Source organism: Micromonospora sp. NPDC005197 (genome assembly GCF_040608295.1).
Lineage (GTDB): Bacteria > Actinomycetota > Actinomycetes > Mycobacteriales > Micromonosporaceae > Micromonospora.
The window spans coordinates 38,280-58,224 of sequence record NZ_JBEXHY010000016.1; the positions used below are offsets into that span (position 1 = coordinate 38,280).

The 19,945-nt window shown below is 65.5% G+C and carries 10 protein-coding genes and 1 pseudogene; 2 read left to right on the plus strand and 9 right to left on the minus strand.

Annotated elements, in window-relative coordinates:
• Positions 1–4: 4 nt before the first annotated feature.
• Positions 5–628 carry a hypothetical protein gene (locus tag ABZU46_RS08825; RefSeq protein WP_354855862.1) on the minus strand — a complete coding sequence of 208 codons (624 nt, stop codon included), beginning with the start codon at positions 626–628 and terminating at the stop codon, positions 5–7.
• 1,029 nt (positions 629–1,657) lie between these two features.
• On the opposite strand from ABZU46_RS08825, the gene ABZU46_RS08830 reads away from it, so the two are divergent.
• A complete protein-coding gene (locus tag ABZU46_RS08830) occupies positions 1,658–1,879 on the plus strand; it encodes a hypothetical protein (protein WP_354855863.1) in 222 nt (73 codons plus the stop codon).
• Positions 1,880–2,660: 781 nt separating this feature from the next.
• Here ABZU46_RS08830 and ABZU46_RS08835 read toward each other — a convergent pair.
• A pseudogene (locus ABZU46_RS08835) lies at positions 2,661–3,420 on the minus strand (transposase family protein).
• A 363-nt stretch (positions 3,421–3,783) separates the two neighbouring features.
• On the opposite strand from ABZU46_RS08835, the gene ABZU46_RS08840 reads away from it, so the two are divergent.
• Complete coding sequence (locus ABZU46_RS08840) at positions 3,784–4,869, plus strand: DNA cytosine methyltransferase (RefSeq protein ID WP_354855864.1); 1,086 nt, start codon at positions 3,784–3,786, stop codon at positions 4,867–4,869.
• Positions 4,870–4,904: 35 nt separating this feature from the next.
• On the opposite strand, the gene ABZU46_RS08845 is transcribed toward ABZU46_RS08840, so the two are convergent.
• The 7 genes from ABZU46_RS08845 to ABZU46_RS08875 form a co-directional block, all read right to left on the minus strand.
• The gene (locus tag ABZU46_RS08845) at positions 4,905–5,369 is read right to left on the minus strand and encodes a very short patch repair endonuclease (protein WP_354855865.1); all 465 of its coding nucleotides are present in this window, start codon (positions 5,367–5,369) and stop codon (positions 4,905–4,907) included.
• A 126-nt stretch (positions 5,370–5,495) separates the two neighbouring features.
• Positions 5,496–6,158, minus strand: coding sequence for a hypothetical protein (locus tag ABZU46_RS08850; RefSeq protein ID WP_354855866.1), 663 nt, complete (start codon positions 6,156–6,158; stop codon positions 5,496–5,498).
• Positions 6,159–6,197: 39 nt separating this feature from the next.
• Positions 6,198–8,273, minus strand: coding sequence for a DEAD/DEAH box helicase (locus ABZU46_RS08855; protein WP_354855867.1), 2,076 nt, complete (start codon positions 8,271–8,273; stop codon positions 6,198–6,200).
• Positions 8,270–10,168 (minus strand): DUF1998 domain-containing protein, encoded by a 1,899-nt coding sequence (locus tag ABZU46_RS08860; protein WP_354855868.1) that lies wholly within the window; start codon positions 10,166–10,168, stop codon positions 8,270–8,272. The genes ABZU46_RS08855 and ABZU46_RS08860 overlap by 4 nt, the downstream gene beginning before the upstream one ends.
• On the minus strand, positions 10,096–13,233 hold the full coding sequence (locus ABZU46_RS08865; protein ID WP_354855869.1) for a helicase-related protein: 3,138 nt from the start codon (positions 13,231–13,233) through the stop codon (positions 10,096–10,098). The genes ABZU46_RS08860 and ABZU46_RS08865 overlap by 73 nt, the downstream gene beginning before the upstream one ends.
• Positions 13,233–14,816 (minus strand): NERD domain-containing protein, encoded by a 1,584-nt coding sequence (locus ABZU46_RS08870; protein ID WP_354855870.1) that lies wholly within the window; start codon positions 14,814–14,816, stop codon positions 13,233–13,235. The genes ABZU46_RS08865 and ABZU46_RS08870 overlap by 1 nt, the downstream gene beginning before the upstream one ends.
• The gene (locus ABZU46_RS08875; protein ID WP_354855871.1) at positions 14,813–19,468 is read right to left on the minus strand and encodes a DEAD/DEAH box helicase; all 4,656 of its coding nucleotides are present in this window, start codon (positions 19,466–19,468) and stop codon (positions 14,813–14,815) included. Before ABZU46_RS08875 ends, ABZU46_RS08870 begins: the two co-directional genes overlap by 4 nt.
• Positions 19,469–19,945: the final 477 nt, after the last annotated feature.

A 19,945-nucleotide genomic window follows, 5' to 3' on the forward strand; every position in this document is an offset into this window, starting at 1 on the left:
CGTCTCAGTGGTCGTTGACGACGGCCATCTCGACCGCGTCCGGCTCAACGCCTTTGGCCTGCGCCTGGTCGGCCGCCCAGCGCAGGTACGCGAGCCACTCCTCCGACAACCAGCCGGAACGACGGCCGACGCCGGCCTCGCTGGGGAGACGGCTGGCCACGACGCGGTCGAGGATCAGCGGCTGCACGCCGCCAACCCCTCGCCGGTAGCCGGCGAAGTAGAGGACCTTGGTAAACAATCCCGGCCCCAACCACGGCAGGCGAGCGTGGTTGGGGTCGCGGAAGCGTCGGTACGCGGTGCGCAACGCGTCCTCGTCGGGTGCTGACGCGGACACCTCCTCAAGCGCGTACGCCAGGCGTTTGCCATCGGGGTCGGCGCCGAGCGACCTGGCGGTGCGCCACGGCCCGTACCCGATGGGTCCGTAACCCCAGACCAGCACAGCGGTCAGCAGTTGCCGGGCGGTGGCCGAGCCGGCTCGGTACGCATCGGCCACCGCGAAGGCGTCGCGCCGCCAGACCTCGCCGCTCGATGGGAAGTTGTCGGGCCAGGCGTCCGGCGGCAACCCCGCCCGCCACCGGTCCAGCTTGACGGTGATCGGGGCCTGCTCCCCCGGTAACGGCCTCTGCATGGCTACCTCCCTCAGGTCGCGCGGTTGGGGACCTACGCCGTTCGGACGCTACGTTCGAGCACTCGTGCACGCCGTCCGCTCACGCCATATCGCGGTATCGACCGTCTGCCTGCCCTACGCGCATCTCCCGAACGGTCGGGTCGGCGAGTCGAACGCATCCCCCGGCAGCGGAGCCAGGCAGTCTGTTCGACATGGGGCCAGAAATCGTCATCGCAGTGGTGTCCGCCGCCGTGTCGCTGATCAGCGTCGCGGTGACATACCGGACTGCTGTCGTCACCCACCGCCTGCAGGACGAGGCGCGCAACCGCGACAAGGTGGAACTCGCCGAGGAGTTGTTCCGGCGTTACCGGGTGCCACTGTTGGCGTCAGCCGAGTCGCTACAGTCTCGGCTGCACAACGTGCTCAGCCGAAACTTCCTGCGCACGTACCTGCACCCGGGCGACAGCGAGGAGCAGCTCTACGTCCGCCACAAACACCGTGTACGTCCTCGCCGAACACCTGGCCTGACTGGAGGTCCTCCGCCGGGAATAGCGCTTCCTCGATATCGAGTCGGTAAAGAGCACCAAGGAACTCTTCGCAGCGATCCAGCGGATTCATCATCCCTTGGCGACCGACTCACTGCCCGGCCCGTTCCGCGTGTTCCGGGGGCACCAGCGGGCCATTGGTGAAGTCATGCTGCATCGAGTGGAGTCGCCTGAGGGCCCGGTGACAGAGGTGCTGGGATACGCGGCCTTCTGCGACCGCCTCGAAACCGACCCGAGGTTCGCATCCTGGTTCACCCGCCTCTTGGCGGAGGTGGACGAGGTGGGAGCCCAAGGCCACCCGCGGAAATGAGCGGCTGGTACGCCTGCAGAACGAACTCGTCGAGCTCATCGAACTGCTCGACCCCAAGGGTGAATGGCTCCCGTTGGAGCAACGCGAGCGACTGCCACGGTCGACCCCGCTCCTGCCCAGCTCACGGACACCGAACGCCTGACGTTCGCCGGGTGGCTCGTGACTAGCCGCCGGGTGACCGGGTACGCGCGGTGCATGGGTAGCCACAAGCAGAACAAACACGACAACGACGGCGAGTCGGCACGAGGCCGGCGGCATCCGGGCAGCGGCGCTCCGGGCCGCCAGGGCTCGCCCATGGAGCACTCGCCCGACAAACGGCACCGCCGTACCGCGACCGGCCCCGCCGGCACCGAGGGCGACCTGGGCCGGGCCAAGGTCTCCGGCGAGGGGCGGGTCCAGCGCCAGGGAGGCTCCTGAGCCGAGCGGTCAACAGTGCAGCCGCCCCGCGAACGCGCGGGGCGGCCACACCGGATGAGTGACTCCTACGCCGTCGCGCAGTTGGCGTACGGCGTGTCGGACCAGTTGCCGGCGAACGGTTCTCCTCGTACGCGCCCGAGTCGACGGTCATCGGCGCGGTCGCGGGGCCGCCGTTGGGGCGGGAGTCGTCAACGACACCCTGACCGGTGACACCGTTCAGCTCGTAGCCCGCGCCGGTCAGCACCTTCCCGACCGGGCAGGTCGCGACGACGCTGCGGAAGTCGAGGGAGTTGCTGGCAGCCACCGCAGAGGCCCGCACCAGGCCAGGCAGCGGGTTGGCGCAGATAGCGTTCGCCGTCACCGACCAGTTGCCCGCGATTGCCTCCGTCTCGTATGCGCCGACGGTGACCGCCGTCGGCGCGGTGGCCGGACCGCCGTTGGGGCGCAGGTCGTCGACGAGACCCTCACCGGTGACGCCGTTCAGCTCGTAGCCCGTATCGGTCAGCACCTTGCCCACCGGGCAGGTCGCCGTGGCGCTGTGGAAGTCGGCGGAGTCGCTGACGCTGGTGGCGGAGATTCGCACCAGGCCGGGGACCGCCGCGGATGCCGGGCTCGCCGGGGCGACCACCGCACCGGCCGCGACGAGACCGAGCACGAGTACGGAGGCACGGGCACCGAACCGCCGGGATTCCTTCGGACGTGGACATCGAAGACAATGCCACCGCCGAAGCCCGGCGATCCAATCCCCTAGTTGCGGGCGAGGATCTCCACTGAGCCATTTTCATCCTGCGTAGCGGTCCGCTTCGACGTGGTGCAGGACGAGGATGGCTTGGATGATCGGTGTGGCTCGGCGTGGGCAGCAGCGCAGCTTGTTCAGGATCCTCTAGGTCTTGAGCGTGGCGATCGCTCGTTCACCGCGGGCGCGGATCTTGGCATGGGCCCGGTTCACGGTCTTCTGCCTGCGTGACAGCTTCGGCCGGAAGCGGCGCCGATTGAACGGGGTGCGGACGCTGCCGCGGGCGCCTTGGTAGCCCTTATCGGCGAAGGTCATCACCTCCGCGCTGGTCAGGACATCGATGATGCCGGATGGCGGGCGGCGGTCAGGTCGTGTGCCGAGCCGGGCAATGCCGGTGATGCCCACACGAGGCGGCCGGCGGCATCGGCGATGACCTGCACGTTCACACCGTGGCGTTTGTGCTTGCCGCTGTAGTAGGGCTTGTGCTCGCGACCCGGTCGATCGGGATCAGCGTGCCGTGCAGGATCGCGTATGCCAGCAGCCGGATGCGTCGCATCGCGGTGTCAAGGTCGTCGGCTGCCGCGCCGAGCAGGGCTATCGCTTCCTGGACGTAGCGCCAGGCGGTCGCGACGCCGATCTCGAAGCCGGCCGCGAGTCGGGTGTAGGTGTCGCCGTTACGCAGATGGGCCAGAGCCAGCAGCGCCTGCCGACCGGGGTGAAGGCGCCGCCACCGTGATCGGCGCTGCTAACGGTGGCCGCGGATGCGTTCGGCGAGGTGGTTCAGGGTGCGGCTGGACAACGGAATCGTGGCGGGCTAGGACAGCACGGCGAGGCTCCCGGTCGGGCCTTCGAGTCTTGGTCGACAGCTGTCCTACCTGGAGCCTCGCACCCATCGATCACAGGCCCTGCCACACCCACCTAAGCTGCACGATCAGCTTGGAAAAGGCTCGATCCTCGCCCACGAGCGGCCAGTTGGTCCAGGCTCTGCGAGCGAACGGTCAGGCCTCCTCGGCTGTTCACTCAGATACCTGCCCATCACCGCCTGCGACCGCCTGGGAGACGGACGCGCGCGCCCGCTCGCGCTCACTCAGCCTGATGCGGCTATTGTCTAACCCCAGCCGATCATGCGTTCGGGCACAAGGCGTCACGCATCGGGGAGAGAAAACACATGCACACCGTGGTCGACCTGTTCGCGGGGTGCGGCGGCGGATCTATGGGCTTCGAGAAGGCCGGATTTAAGACGCTCGCCGCAGTCGAGATCGACCCTGACGCCGCCGCAGCCTTTGCGCTGAACGTAGGAGTGCAGCCGCTCGTCAAGGACATCCGCGACGTTTCCGTGGAGGAGCTCTCTGCCGCCGGAGTCAAGCCTGGTGAATTGACCCTGCTCTTCGGCTGCCCACCCTGTCAAAGCTTCACCGTGCTCCGGCGGGGAACCAAGACCACGGACGATGACCTTCGTCGCAACTCACTGATCTTTGAGTACCTCCGCCTGGTTGAGGCTCTCAAACCACGTCACATCGCTTTCGAGAACGTTCCCGGCTTGGTTGAGGGGCGCTGGTCCCAGTACTTCGAGATCTTCCGGCAGAAGCTCGGTGAGCTGGGCTACAGCATTGCTTGGGAGGTGGTCGACGCAGCGGACTACGGCGTGCCCCAGCGTCGCCGGCGAGTCCTGGTCATCGGTAGCCGCGTCGCCCTCCCCGAGCTGCCCGAGCGCACCCATGGGACGGACGGCGATAAGAAACCGCACACGACCGTACGGGACGCCATTTCGCATCTGCGAAGGCTGGGGTCCGGCGGGGTAGACCCTGGCGATCCATTCCATAAGGCCCGTCGACACAGCGAACTCGCCCGGCGCAGGCTTGAGCACATTCCTGAAGGTGGCAGTCGCCTAGACCTTCCCGAAGAACTTGTGCTGGAGTGCCATAAGAACCACAGGGGACATTACGACATTTATGGGCGGATGTGGTGGGATCGTGTGGCGCCGACCCTCACCTCTGGGTGCACTAACGTAACGAGGGGCCGATTCGCCCACCCCGAGCAAAATCGCGCCATCTCCTTGAGGGAGGCAATGCTTTTACAAACCTTCCCTCCGGCAGCGCGGCTGCGGGGGACCGCCGACACTATGGCCCTTCAAGTAGGCAACGCGGTTCCCAGCCTTCTGGCAGAGCGCATCGCCCAAAAGATCATCGAGATGGAGCAGCAGTCGACCCCAGGTCTTGGAAATAGCAGCCATCGGCCGAGCTTTGCTGAATAGCCTGTCGAGCAGCGTGGCCTGCAGCTGTCGCACGCTTATAAATTCATCTCGCTCGCGAGCTGGTCGCACAATGATTGTGTGATGGCGGCAGCTATCTCGACGATGTCTTCGTGGGACCAGAAACGAAGCACCCTCCAGCCGCGGGCTTGGAGGTGTACCGTCGTTTCCGCATCCCGGCGTCGATTAGCCTCAAGCTTGGCCGCCCACCACGCCTGATTGCTCCGTGGAACCATGCCGTGTTCCGGGCAGCCGTGCCAAAAGCAGCCGTCGACGAACACGGCCACCTTCGCGCGGGTGAAGGCGACGTCGATCGTCCGGCGTCGCCAATCAGGTACGGGCAGCTGCACCCGATAGCGGAGACCCTGGGCATACAACATCCGTCGTAGCTGAACCTCCGGCCCGGTGTCCCGACGCGGGAGGCGACTCATCTGCGCCGAAACCATAGGCGACGAGGGCACCATGGGAAGCGGCGGCGCAGCAGCTTGTTCGGCCGACACCATGCTCTACCCGCCTCATCCGCAGCCTGGAACCCCGGCGACCAACTGTACCGTCAAGCCTATGCCGCCCCCTCGTGGTCGGCCCGCCCCTCCCACGGGCGTTGCCGCGTCCGACCACGATCGCTGGGCTCAGTATTCGTCGACGACGTTGGGCTGCGGGAACCAGCTGTCGAGCGGAACGCGCCCGAGATATGTGTACGCGACGACGTCGGCACCGACCGGCGCGAACAGCTCACGCGCCTCGTTGATGTAGATGCTGCCCCCCGCCCTCTTGTACTTGGACCATCGGCGCACGACTTCGTTGGCTGACGCTAGGTAGTCTGACAGGTACTCGTCGCGCTGCCGCCCAGGCCGGATCTGTCGGCGGCAGTAGATGTCGTCTCCGGACGCCTTCAGCGTGTACTTGACGCCGACGCGCGGCCCAGCCCAGCGGTCGCCTGGAGATAGGTGGCCGGGCGCGGCCGGGGAGATCCTCGTTCCGTCCAGATCAAACTCCAGAAGCCGGTCGTAGCGCCCCGCGTACCAGGTCCCACCACCGGCCTTCACTAGCACATGCCGCCACTCGTTAATGTAGAACACGCCGGAAGGAGGCTCTCCATGTTCTCCTTTCACCTCGGCCACCATCTCGACGAGTCGCGAGTGCTGGTCGGTGGTCAAGAGGGCCCGTTCCCGCCTGTCCACTACATAGACAAGTCGGATATACCGATCGGCGGTTACCCGGTACTTGGCGTCGGTCTTGGCCGACGACGGCTCGAGCCAGGGGTATTGCCGCCGTTGCTTAGGTACCGTCACTGTCACCTTCAGTTGTAGTTGGGGGTTGGAAATTCCGAGCTAGCCTGGCCAGGCGAAGCCGCCGGGCACGCGGGCAAGGAAGCGGATTTGTCCACCGCTCACGTAGTAGGCGTCCCCGGCTGCGTTGAGGTGGAACTGGAGGCCGCTCTCCCCCGTTCGGCGCCACGCATGCAGCAGCCGAACGGCGTTGTCGACCAGTTCGGCCGGACCGTCGGACGGGTCGACCGCAGCCCACTCCCGGCCTCCGGCGACGCGCCGCTCGATGAGGCCGCCGCCCTTCTGTCGGAGGTGGTAGCTGCCGCCCTTCCGGTCGTTCGGACCGGAATATGGGGCTCCGGGTTCGGGCTCGTCGGCAAGAGCAGACGACTGAGTCTCCGAGTCCACGGATGCGGCGAGCTGGAACGGCTCTTCGAGCCGACCAACCAGCCAGGCTCGCGTCTGCCCGCCCTCAAAATCAGGCACCACGATCAATCGGTGCCGACTCGAAATACGGAACCTTCCACCGCCGCTCTTGATCAGAGCGACCCGCCGACCCGCATCCTGGGCATTTGCCACCAACGTGCCGGTGACGGTCGTGACGGAGCCGCGCGAATCCAGGCTCCATTCCGAGACGGGCAGGTCGGGCGTCCACAACACCGGTTCCGGGGGCACCTTGCGGCCGAGGCCCTCCCAAAATTGGTCCTCGGTGGGTCGGGGCGTCCTCGGCGGCCCATGGCGTTCCTCCGGTGCTACAGCTCCGCCCCGCCATAGCCGGTACCGGTTGACGGCCTCCCCGGTCAGGTCGGACCAGTCCTCCTTGGCATAGATGGCCTCGTCGACCGTGTCGTGGACGTAGATGATGTGCATCTCGGCGTGTTTGCTGCCGCCGTCGAAACGCCTTCGCAAGACCCGACCGAGTGCCTGCACCCGCTGTCTGACGCTCGATGACGAAGCGACGGATATGCCGACGTCGGCGTCCGGCACGTCAATGCCCTCGATGAGCGACTTGACGCTGACAAGGACGGGCGTCGAGCCTTGTGTGAAGCGTGCGAGAGCATCCCGTCGTTGCGCCTCGGGCAGTCCGGAGTGCTCCAGACCGATCGGGAATCCAAGGCCGGCGTCAGTCAGCCGGCGGTGCAAGTCGACCGCCTCGTCGATGCGCTCGTGAAACAACAAGGCGCGCGGTGTGTCCGCCCGGTCGACCAAGCTGCACAGAACCTCTGCCACAACACGTGCACGCTCGCCCGCTCGGTAGAGCAGGTCTTTCCGCTGCGCCACAGTCCCTACATAACTACGGGCCAGCGCCCCCATTTCACCAGGCCGCCCTGACGCCTGCCGCGCCAATGAACTCGGCATACCCAAGTCGTCGAGTCGCTCCGACAGGTCGTCGATACGCCGTGTTAGCTGTTCGTAGCGGCGGCGCTCCTCCGACGTCAGCTCGACCCCGTGGTGGTGCACGGTGTACTCGGGAAGCCATCCGACTTTCCGGGCGGCACGGAGATCGAAGCGGTAGACCAGGGGACCGAGCTTCTCACCGAGTATGTGGTCGTCGTACTGGATCGGCAGGCCCTGCTCATCGACGTCGTCGCGCTCTGCGGTGGCGCTGAGGCCGAGCCGGAACGGCGCTTTGGTTTCCAGCACGCGCGAGAAACGAGGCGCTCCCGCTCGGTGGCACTCGTCGACGATGAGCATGAGCGGGGATGCTGCAGCTGCTGCCAGCTCGGGTAGCCGCTCGGCGGCCGTATTGAGGACGCTGATCAGAATTCTCTTGGATTGCAGGTCGTCCTTGTGCTCGCCGTCGAGCCGGCCGACGTCCCGTGGGTCCAGCGCCGTGTGCCGTAGCACGACGTCGTGCCACTGCCGGGCGAGTGCGAGCGTCGGGACGACGATGGCGACGTGGAGTTGCGGTTCGAGGAGCGCCGCGCGGCGGATGGACTCCAGCGCGATCAGGGATTTGCCCCCACCTGTGAAGATTTCCAGCGTTCCGCGGTACGCGGGTCCATCGCCGCCGCCGGCCCACGTCGCGACAGCGTCGAGCTGCCAGCGTGCCAGCTCGACTTGTCGGGGGTCCTCCAGTCGTTTCGCCAGTGCGCCCGTCCGATGGCCTTCGCGGGCTGGCTCCTCTGCGGCCCTCATATCTGCGCCACGGAGGCAGCTCGAAGGGCTTCGATTACATCGCCGAAGAATCCTGGTGTCTGGTCGTCACCTACCACCAGGACCCGGTCGAGCAGCACATTCGATCGTTCGCACGACGTCTCTGCGGCGAGGCAGCAGCCGTGGCAGCCAGCGAGGTTCAAGCTGTTCAGCCCCTGCCCTCGGCTTTCTCGGCATACTGGGTCGGCGGAGCACCAAGCCGCTTCCTCCAGTGCGGCGAGCAGCGTTTGCGCAAGACGGGGATGTTCGCCCTGCCGGACGAGCCCGCCAAGTGTGCCCTCGGCATCGCCCGCCGCCGTGTAGATCAAAAACCCGGCTTCCGGGTCCGGCCCGACGCCGGCGTAGATGCGCTCGCGCAGAGAGGCCGCCGAGTAGCCGCAGGAGAAGGCCAAACGACGGATCAGCAGATGTGCAAGCGTGTGAAGGAGAACCGACCTCGGCGAAACTTCCGGGAATCGCGATCCAATGTGGCTGTCGCGGCGGCGTCGCTCGAGGAGTTCCGCGCGGTCGGCAACGGCGTCGATCTGCTCCCAGCAGGCGAGCCTCTGCTGGTCGAGCGACAGGAAAATGCCCTCTCCGAACGACTCGATCGCTGGCAGCCAGCGCTCGCGTCCGCGGGGTCCAAGGTCGACCGGAACGACGTCCGCCGCAAGGTCGTACCGCCGGAACCCGTGGAGAACGCGGACCTCCCTCAGGCGGTGTACCAGCACGATGTCCTGGACCTGCTCGGCGAGCAAGTCGTATACCTCGCTGCGCGCGCCCGCTACCAGCTCCGTGGAAGACACGATGAAGTTCGGAGTCCCGATGGCCTCACCGTTGGCGTCGGTGGCCTGCATGAATGCCCGCCACTCACCGTTGAGCAAGCCTGCTCGGGTTTCTCGCAAGCCCTCCGCTGAGTCCGCACCACCGGCACCTCGCGCCACGCGCAACACGAGGTCCTTGGGCACCCCCAGATCCTCGGCGATCAAATCGACGAGAACACTAGCCCGCGGCCCGTCGGGAGCGGTACGAACGTCGTCGAAGTTGCGGTGCTGCCGGATGTCAGCCTCGAGGTCTCGGGCGGGAGCGGTCGGTTCCGGGATATCCAACGCCGTAGTCGCCTCTGGAAGCGTGACGTTTGTGGCGCCGCGCTGGAGGACCTCGACCCGTTCGTCGCATGAAAGGTTGCCCCGCTGCCACGGCTGCGTTCCGGTGCACCGCACGCCGATTCTCTTCAGGGAGTCCCGGCTCGGCAGCTCGCCGAGGTGCCGAGACGCGTTGCAGGTCATGCAGTGCACGACCAGGCTGGACAGCCCCTCGGATCCACCGCTCCTCGTGTCAAAGCGCAGCTCTTGCTTGCGGCAGCGCCTCTGGTTCTCGGTTTCGGACTGAGAGTGCGCCCATCGGTCCCAAGGAACGTCCATCACGTGGCCGCGTTTGGCGCACACCGCGATGAATCGCATGGGCACCATGTGTGCAGCGCAGTGCGCGCACTTCGGCGCCTCGCCGGTTTCCTCAGCACCGCGCATGTATCGCATGCGTCGGCAATTCTGGCAGAAGAGCCAACGCGGGAAGCGCTGGTAGGGAATGCCTGGAGTGTGCTTAGACGGGTAAGACGGGACGCTCGGCGGCGAGCGCAGCTCCTTTACGCCAAGAGCTTGCTCGAGCCGTCCTGACTCCACCTTTGTGGTCTTGTTGTACGCCCATCCGCTGATGTCGACGCCCATCAGGGATTCTCCGAGGACGTCGAAGACAGCACCTACGCCGAACGGAGACACGACCTGGCTGAGTCTGACCGTCCTCATTTTGGACCTGCCCCGCTTCGTCACAGCGACTCCCCCACGGCTACCACCCGTACCTGCCGATCGACCGATCGCATCGAGTGCATCAGTGCCCATCCGTCCCGCTGCTCCCCGAAGTCCTTGAGCAGTGCCGGGCCGGTCTTGGAGTCATACTTCAGCCGCTCGCCCGATTCCTCTGCCCGCCGGCTACGGTGTTCCCAATCGTTGACCAGCTGCTGCACGTCTGCTTCGACCTCTTGCGCTTCTTCAGGGTCGGCCTTGCGGGCAATGGCGCAGAGCTTCTCGACAGCTGCCCTCACGAGCGGATCACCGGTCCGGAAGTCGCCAGCGTCTTCGTTTGCGCGCAAGCCTGCGCCATGCCTGACCAGGAGAACGAGCGCCGCCGGAAGCGACCTGCGGCGTGATGCCAAGGACCAGGGGGTCACGCTCGTCGGCTCCACGTAGCGGTAGAGCGCCTGGTGGTACGCGCGGAACGCCTCGTAGTGCGAGCGGTCGCGGGGCTTGCTTGCTCTCAGCAACGTCACGACGAGTCCGGGCACGTGCGCGCGCCCCACGCGGCTGGTCGCCTGGATGTACTCGGATGTGGTCTTAGGTTGCCCGTTCATCAGCATCAGTCCCAGCCGGCTGATGTCGATACCGACCGACAGCATGTTGGTCGTTGCGACGAGGTCGATCGCCTCGGGGTGCTGGACCGTCCGCTCCAGTCGCGCCAGAAGCTTGGGAAGCTGGTTGGCCGGCACGTTGCTCGTGAGCTCGACAACCCCGTCGCGACGCAGGCTACGTGACGGGCGGTTTCTGTTGTCCCGGGCACGGAGCATGCTCTCGACGTCGTCCCGGGCGATGGTCACGGTACGGCCGAGCTCGCGCAGGCTGTTGTGATAGGCCACGACGGTCCAGTATGCGTCCAGCGCGTCGTCTTCCAGGCCGAGGTAGCGCGGTCCTTGCAGCAACGCGACGCAGGTAAGGACAGTCGCGAAGGCTTGTGTGTGCGCCTGCGGCATGAGACCGAGGTAAAGCCTCCCCGGGACGTCATGATCAATCTCGGCGAAGAAGCTGTTGTCGGCGGTGAGGCCGCTGGGCGGGAAAAGAGCAACCTTCGAGCCGAAGAGCCCACGCACCTGGTGATCCGCCGCCCGAATCGTTGCGGTGGATGCGACGACCTTGGGGCGTGAACCTTGCCATCCAATCAAGCTCTGAACGGCGGCTTCGTAGAGGGCCACCGTCGTGCCCAGCGGGCCGGACAGCAGATGCAACTCGTCTTGAATCACCAAGCTGGGCGCGTCGTAGGGCACATTACCGAGACCGAACAGCGATCCCGCGTCCGTGACCCAGGGGAGACGTGCCAGCTTGTCCACCGTCGCGACGAGCAGCGTCGGAGGTTCCTGAAACATCTGCTCGTCGACGACGCTTACGGGCAAAAGATCATGGAAGGGGCATTCACCGTGAGGACAGAACAGCTCGAAGGTGTGCTTGGTCGTCCGAACGCCGTACGCTCCCGAGTCCTGCTGCTTGGTGCTCGGCAGGATCGGGGTGCCGCACCACGGACAGGACTGGATTTGGAACGGGCTCTCCGGTTCCTGAGCCTTTCTCAGCTCGGTCGTGAGCTGGTGGGCGTCCTCAAAGCTGTTGGGCGTGGTCTCGCCGCCCACCCACAGGCCGATGCTGAACGGCGGTGTGTTTCGAAGCTCCGGCCTCGTCTCCCGCAGTTGCTCCAAGGCACAGATCAGCGTCGCGGCGCGTTGGAACTGCTGGGCGGTCAGCAGCCGCAGAGTGTACCGGGTTAGGACGGCCGTGCCCCCGCCGTGGATCCCCCGATACAGACGGCGTCGGATCATCTCGAATGCGGCGAGGCCGAGGTATGCCTCCGTCTTGCCGCCACCCGTAGGAAACCAGATTAAGTCGACGGTTTCCCGGTCGTCATGCGTAGTCAGGGCGGTCGAAGCAAGAGCCAGCAGCTGGAATCCTAGTTGGAACGGGTGCCAGGCGGGTTCCGTGGCGGGCAGCTGCCGCACCGGCAGCGGAGCACCACGATTGCCCGGCGATTTCCTCACGTGGCCGCTCTGCAGCATCTGCTCGCGCATGGCGGCGTTCGCGAGCCTGAAGGCGAGCAACGGCCGTTGGTCCTTGTCGTCGCCCAGCAGCTGGATGCCCTCCCTCATCCGGTGAGCGGCGCGCCGCATACGTTCCAGCAAGCGCTCGGCGGCTGGCTGGTATCGCTCCTCGAGCGCTTTCGCCTCTGTCTCCTGTTTCCCGATCCACTCCTCGTAGGCGAGGACAAAGTCGCTCAGTTCTGTGCACAGGCGTCTGACCGGCAGGGTCTCGTCGCCCAGACGGGCGAGAGTAAGAATCGGGAGGTTTAGACCTTTTGCCCTGACGGCGGGAACGGTGGTCGCTGGAAGCATGTCCGTTGACACGGCGGTGGCGGTGCCTTCGGGCCCGGGGTCCCAGTTCACCGAGCAGCCGTGGCCGACGCCGTACGCGCGGCGCGCGCGATAGAGCAGGCGGAGCTCCTCGTCTTCCTCGTCGGTGCTGAGCTCCTGGCTGCTCGGATAGGGCAGAATGCTGCCTCCCACGGCCTCGCACCGCACGTTGACCTGGAAGAGGCACTGCTCGGTAGGCAGCGGGGAGTCGGCCTCGTCATGTTCCGCCCGGTTTTCCAGTGCGACGGTTACGAGCCACCGTTCGCCGACGGGCCTCCACACCGACACGAGTCGGGCCCGATCTTCCAGAACGTTCTGTTTCTTGACCGGCGGACCTGCATCGGCCGAGATCTCGACCGGTTCCTGAACCAACCTTCGTCGTCGCCAGCGATCCCTGCCACCTTCGCCACCGTCGGTGACGTCCGGCTCGTAGACCGCTGCTTTGACGGTGCATCGCAGAGTGACAGCGTCGTGGAGGAACGAGATGGCCGCGGAGGCGGGGTGCCAGGCGTTGGCGAGCTCGACGGGCTCGTCCAGCTCCTCGTCGTGCGAATCGTCGCCCAACACACTGCCGTCAGGTCGCTCTGCGGACCGGCCACGGGGGTAAAGAGTGCCTACGAGATAGATCCGGTCGGGCCGCCCTTGAACGACTTCCTCCTCTCCGCTCGCCGGTCCGAGGTATTGCTCTCGGAGGTACTGCACCAGGTCGTCCCGAACTGCGACGGGGTCGTAGGCATGCATCAGTTTGCTCCTCCAGCGCTCGGGCCCTCCGCAATTTGTCGCCAAGCCTGGTCCGACAGCGCGAGCCAGAGGCTGATTCGGGGTCGGGTCATCGCGACATACAACCGTGCCCTGGACACCGGGTCGTGGACGTCGTCCACGTCGACGACGCAAACATGTAGGGCTTCCAGCCCTTTGATCTCGGCAGCGGTGACCAGACGCGCGGCGTTTGCGGTCGTTTCGAAGCCTCCCGCCGCCGCGACGAGTCGCCCGGTCCGGTAGGCCTTGCTAGCCGTCGCCGAACTGTCGGAGACCCTGTCACACATCGTCACGACGACGACCTCAGCGAGGTCGACCTCGTCCTTTCGCAAGCGCTTGAGCTGTGCGTCGAGCACAGCTGCAACGGCACTCTTGTCCGAACACCGCTTGTATTCCACGGGTGGGCCCTCGCCCGCCCGGGCGACCCCCAGGTCGGCGGCCGTAACCATCTGCGTCTGGTGAACGACGGTCGCGGTGTTCCGGCAGTTGAATGGCAGCTCGACGACCGACGAGAGTGCTGCCAGCTCGTCGAAGCAGACACGGTCGAACGTCCCGTCCACGTTCGCCTGGTTATTCGGGTCGCAGAAGACGCGCCATCGTCCGCCGGACCAGCCGCCATCGACCAGTTCATCCAGCTCCAGCAACGACTCGACGTTTAGAATGTCCTGCGCCTCGTCGACGACGAGCATATCGACGGTGCCACCGCCGAGTGCCTCATCGAAAGGAACGCAGACGACGTCCGTGTCGCGAAGCTGTTCCCTGAGCATCCGCGCGAGTGGTTCGGAGCGGCAGGTAAGCATCACACGATAGCCCTGACGGGCCGCGCGCCGGGCCGTCTCGACCGCCAGCAAAGTCTTGCCCGAGCCCGCCCCGCCGATGCACAGGACCCGCGGATTGCGCTCGGCGCCCAACAACATGTCGTACTGCCGATCGGCCAGCCGGACGTACTCACTCTCGAGGCTGACCATGCTGCTTCGCAGGGTCGGGAGACGGTCGAAGTCGGGACGTAGCACCCTCAGCAGTTCTCGGTACGCTCCCCCGCGGACTGATCTGCGGGCCCGCAACTTCCAGAAACGGCGTGATCCCTCGAGGGCCTTCTCGATGCCCGAGACGGTCATCGACCGGAAACCCACGTGCTGCTGAGGATCCCACTCGAGATCATCCCCAAGTTCCTGATCCGGTGTGACGACCAGATAACCGAACGCGACGTCCAAGGCGGGGATCCGGTCCTGCAACCGTGCTTCCAGCGCGAACATGGCCGAACGTGCTTGCTCGAACGGCCCTTCGCGTTTCTCCGTTACCTCGCCGTACCGATCCGTCACGGTCCACGTCCCGCCGTGTCGCCCCAGCCGGCCACCCTTGACCTCGATCACTAGGACTGTGTCGTCCCACACGGCTAGGAAGTCCACCTCCGACATCCGCTTGTACTCATGGGCAGGCAGATGCACCGAGTACAGGCACGTCGCCGGCTCCGACAACTCGGCCTGTGCGAGCAGCTTCGCAAGGCGAAGCTCCGCAGTACTTCCGACGCTACCGAGGCGGTCGACCTCAGGAATCAGCCTCACCGACGCCGACCCCCTTGCCGCTCCCAGAGGTAGTCGAACTTCTGGTAGGCCAGGCGTTCGCCGAACTGGCCGAAGGTGTCTGCGACGTTGACGACCAAGCACTCCTCTTTGCCGCCGTTCGCTGGTCCTCGCAAGCCACGTCCGACCATCTGAATGTAGGCGTTCGGGCTGAAGGTGGGCCGGGCGATGTACAGAGCCCGGACACTCGGCGCGTCGAATCCCTGAGTGAGCACATTGCAGTTAGTCAGAACTCTGATGTCGCCCGCGCGGAAAGCCTCGATGCTACGGCGCCGCTCCTGGGTACGGGTCGCCCCGCTGACGGCTGCCGAGCCAATGCCGCGCACACGAAGCAGCGCGGCGAGGACCTGTGCCGACAACACCGACGCGGTGAAGACCAGGATGGGCCACTCGTCGGGCAATGACCCAATGTCCTCCAGTAACCGCTGTGTGCGAGCCTGATCCTTGCCCAATCGATCCAGCGCACCCTGCGGGAGCTGCCGGGTTCTGAGAGCGTAATCCCGTTCTTGCGCATCGAGCTCTAGGTTCGCGCCGTCGAGAATGCGGTGCTCTACCCGCGAGAGGACGCCCTGAGCTTGTAGTGCCGCATACGGGTCTTCCCCGAGTGCGTCCAGCAGACGCCTGTTGAACCGCGCGGCCAGCCGTATGTTGGCTTCTTCGCCGCCTGTGCCTTTGAACGGAGTCGCCGTCAGGCCGAGGAGCGGACGCGTTGTTCTGCGGTGGTCCAGCCCCAGCCATTTCAGCGTCGCGGTGTAGTCCTTCCCCGTTGCCACATGCGCTTCGTCGATCACAACCATGGACGGTTGACTCAGCCAGTCGTAGTCGTCCTTGTCCCGGCAGATCGCGAGCTTAGCGTCGGTCGCGACCACCACCATGACCTCGTCGTCACTGGGGGCCACCTCGTTCCGGTCCCATAGACGGGAAAGCCGAAGCGGCCTGCGGTCGCCGAACTGCCTCCAGACCACGCTCCAGGTTTGGACTGCCTGCTCGCAGAGTTCCTCGCTCTGCGCGATCCACAGCACCGGTCCATTCAGGCCGTCTTCGACGAAGGCATGCACCAAGGCCTGAACCGTGACGCGTGTCTTCCCGGCCCCCGTCGGCAGGAACAGCAGCGCCCGGTCGGGATCCTTGATCAGCTGCCGAATCTCCCCAGCCAACTTCTCCTGGTAGGGGTGCAAGGGGTTCAAGTCGGGTGGGCCCGGCACAGTGAGGTCAGCTTCAAGTCGCTGCCCTCGCTCGCCGGCGTACTCGGCGGGAAAGCCAAGTTGTCTGACGAAGCTGATAGCTGGAGCCGAACTCGCCCACTGCGTCGGGACCGGGAACCCCGCTTCCTGCAGTTCGTGGCGGAGTTCGCGCAGGACGTCATACCCATGCACGTGCAGCAGAAGCTCCGCCAGCTGGTAATCGCCTCCGTTGTCCCCGAGGTGCCGGACGGCTTGAAGCAGGCCGGTGGGCAGCTTCGACTCCAAAACGCGCGGATCGACAAGCGTCAAGAGCTTCTTTGCGGGATCGCGCTCGACCCGGCACGTCGCCATGCGTGACCTGATCTGCTCGTCCTGCGCGTCGCTGAGAATCCGCTCGATGCTCATTGTCGTGAGGTGTAGATCGAACTCTTCTGCGAGCCTCTCCAGAAGCTCTTCGTCTTCGAGGCTCGCCAGGTAAAAGACTGTGTGTCCGTCTCGTGCGACGTCGATAGGCTCCCGATCGATGCCACCCGCGGCCGTTATCTCCCTCGCCAGGCCTTGGCACTCGACGAGTTCAAACCCGTCCAGAACCCCGCCGGCGAGGGCGCGCAGGGCCCGGAACCGGTCCAGGAGAACCACCGGCTCCCCGGGCATCTCCGCAACAATCTCAACGCGAAGTTGCGCGGAAGCCTCCCGGCAACCCCATCTGTCGATGAGCAGATCAGCATCCTCGTCCTTTGCTACGGCGACGTACGGCAAGCGACGTCCCGACAACGCACGGAGTTCCTCCTCTGTGCGCGCGAGGAGGACCTCGTTCGGCGCCGCTAGTACCCCTGACGCGTCGGACAGCGCAGGTACCTGCAAGGGCGTCTCCCCGACGAGGCACCGCGCGGCCTCGGTCAGCAACCGACCGAGGCCCCATGGGTCAGCCTCGGCAGGCGCGCGCGTGAGGAACTCGCGCCAGACGACGGCGGGTACGTCGACGAGAGTCTTTGGAAGCAAGAGCTTGGCCGTCGACTGCCAGTGTGCGACAGGAAGTAGAGGCGAGTACCCGGCCAGCCCTCTACCGACGGCTTCCTCCGCCCGGCGAGGTCCCCAGTCCGTGGCGAAGAGACCGTACGTCCTTGCTGCCCAAAGATGGGGCGCTTGCACCTCCCGTACGTTAGGGAAGAGGCGGTGGTTAGGGTGCCTCAAGCGTGCACGTTCCGGCGCGTCCACATAGAGCAGCTCACGCGTCCACGCCTCCTGAGACACAGGATCATCCGTGTCGGCGAAGCGTCGGAGCAGGTGCAGGGGACCGACCGCCTCGGTATCGAAGTGCAGCAGGTCGGGGTCAGGGCGGCCCAGAGGCGGCAAGTCGCGCAGATGCTGCTCTCGCACGGTCCGCACGTACTCCATGTACATCGGATCATGCAGCGCTGCACGGGTAACGATCGGCCGAGCATCCACGCCAACCGCGCGAAGAATAGTCAGATGCAAATCATGAAATTCGGTGTCCAGGGCGAGCGAGGCCCTGCGGGGTTCCACGACCGCAGGAACGACGACGTTTCCGACCACATGCCAGGACCCATCCGCGCAACGAACACAGAGGCGACCGCCGAGGGCAACGTGCTCCTCCAGCAGGCGCTGCGCGTCGGCGATAGATACCTCATCGACGAGCTTCCAGAATGCGGTCCATTCGTAGTCGCCCCAGTCCCTTCCTGTTTTCTGAAGGAGTTTCCTCAGCTCAAGGGTTGGATCGACATCGCGGAATCCAAGGTTGCGTAAGGTGTCTTCAACACCGGCGCCGTCCAAGAACGATCCGCGGACCAGGCTGAGACCGGCGGTGGAACTCAGGACGTGGCCTCGCAAAAAGACTTGGTCCGTCTCGTCGAGTCGCCGCATACGCCCGGAGGTATCCGGTAGGACGCTCGCACCCTGCATGTCTCGGCGAGTCAGGTCATCCCTAACGGTCCCCAAGATCTTTAGGGCGGATTTGCACTGCTCGTCCGTGCCGTCCGGCACGATCAACACGAGCCATTCGTCTGCCCCGACCTCCGAGTCTGAGACCTTCATGTCTTCCACTCGAACGACCGAGCGCAGTCGGGCCCGTCGTGTGGCTGTCTGGTAGCAGGACCAATGCGGCACTTGCGCCGGCCTGCCCGGGGCCTCGTGCCACGCGCGATGTGTAGGGAGCTCCAGACGCAGATCGAAATGCGGCAAGCGCAGACTACTCGGGAGTTGCAGCTGCCCGTCCGCGTCCGGCACGCAGCGCGTCCGCGCAGCTATGCGCGGTACCCGCTCGGTCAAGTAACGATCTGCGTCGTTATGCGCCTCCCGCCCACGGGCAGGGAGGTAGTCGAAGTGCCTGGCCGGGTCCTCGGCTGTTGTCAGAGTGGGCAGGCCAGCGACGATCATCTCTGCAGCGACGTCGAGAAGCTCGTTGTTGAAGACTCCAGTGAGAAGGTTGGTGCGGTCGTCATTGACTCGCCACGGCGCGTTGATGATTCCGCGGGCCGATGTCTCATCCGCCAATGGAAAGTAGGCCCAGAACCGCCCGAGTTGCTGCGCGTCCGCCAACGCAACCGCATATGAGATGCGGACCTCCTCGCGCCGCACAGCCTCGCCGACTTCACCCAACGCCCCGTCCGATGGACGGTGAGTACGGTGCCACACCCGCCAGTCGGCTTGCTGCCCGGTTTCGCCTTCAAGACGCAGGTCACCGGACGGCAGTTCCACACATTTGTGCTCGACTTCGAACCTCGATTCGACACCTCCGTCGATCACAAGGTGCAGGGCGGACACGTTAGGCACGAAGAGCAGGAACTCGCGGGGAAAGTCCCGCATCTCCTGCTCGAGGCGAGTGCGGTCGCTCGACAGCGGAAGACGGACCACTGTCTGAGCCCAGGAAGCGAGATCCCGCAGAGTCTCGTCCATCTGCATCTCGTGCTCGATGTCAACGAGCGACGGAAGACGCAGAACAGGGAACCGCGGGGCGTCCGGCGCGATGGCGAGGAGCTCAGCTCGTGACCTCGCTGCATCGAAGTCGAAGCAGATCGACCGACTGAAGACGGCAGGTTTCCGGCTGACGCCGAGGACCGACTTGAAGCCCAGCCCGAACCGGCCGATCTCTTCGCCCCGCTTCGCGCTTAAGAAGGCATGGCAGATGGCCTCGAGGCCCGACTGCGTGAAAGTTTCCCCTTCGTTTGCGCAGTAGAGCGAGCCGCCTGCGAGACGGAGCTCAACCCGTCCCCGCGCACCGCTTCGGTGCAGGGCGTCTGCGGCGTTCTGGACCAGCTCCAACAGCTGACGCTGCGCGTACCCACCAGTTCGATAGCTGTCCTCCTGATTGGCGTGCTCAGGGATCAAGAGGGGGTTGGCACCGTATGCCTTCACGACCCGACGACGATGATCGTCTATCCACTGCGCGAGTCCGGGATCGACCTGTCCCCAATCACGGCTCTCACTCATTGTTCACCCCACCTGAAGGCTTGGCTGACCTCGATGAGTGGGCACGACACGTTAGGTGGTTGTGCGCCGGACCCTGTGCAGCGATGGGTGAACGGTTGCCGGAGACAGAGGTGGGGTTCATTTTTCCGCCTACATCAAGCTCGTGTGGTAAGAGGGGAGCGAGCACCGACTCGTCGGCATCTCAGCCGTCAAGAAGCGGAGCCGACCGGTCGGTCAGGTCAGAACCGAGGACCTTGGCCGCATGGCTGTCGACCTTTTCGTTCATCTGGCGATGACGATCAGAGGGTGGCCAATGACGGCTAGCCCCACCGTCGGGCAGATCGAGGGCCCGCCTGCTGGCCCCGGGCGTCGAGCCCACCCTGAGAGCCCGTCGGTTACCCGAACGCGGGTCGGCAAGGACCGAGGCGTCCACACACTCTGCCTTCACCCCATGCGGCAGCGCCAGCTCGGTAAGCACCGCCACCCCACTTTCCACTG

Coding starts and splice junctions, on each gene's coding strand:
- ABZU46_RS08860 (WP_354855868.1), bottom strand. CDS start 10,168: ATGGGCACTGATGCACTCGATGCGATCGGTCGATCGGCAGGTACGGGT.
- ABZU46_RS08825 (WP_354855862.1), bottom strand. CDS start 628: ATGCAGAGGCCGTTACCGGGGGAGCAGGCCCCGATCACCGTCAAGCTG.
- ABZU46_RS08875 (WP_354855871.1), bottom strand. CDS start 19,468: ATGAGTGAGAGCCGTGATTGGGGACAGGTCGATCCCGGACTCGCGCAG.
- ABZU46_RS08865 (WP_354855869.1), bottom strand. CDS start 13,233: ATGCATGCCTACGACCCCGTCGCAGTTCGGGACGACCTGGTGCAGTAC.
- ABZU46_RS08830 (WP_354855863.1), top strand. CDS start 1,658: ATGGGTAGCCACAAGCAGAACAAACACGACAACGACGGCGAGTCGGCA.
- ABZU46_RS08845 (WP_354855865.1), bottom strand. CDS start 5,369: ATGGTGTCGGCCGAACAAGCTGCTGCGCCGCCGCTTCCCATGGTGCCC.
- ABZU46_RS08855 (WP_354855867.1), bottom strand. CDS start 8,273: ATGAGGGCCGCAGAGGAGCCAGCCCGCGAAGGCCATCGGACGGGCGCA.
- ABZU46_RS08840 (WP_354855864.1), top strand. CDS start 3,784: ATGCACACCGTGGTCGACCTGTTCGCGGGGTGCGGCGGCGGATCTATG.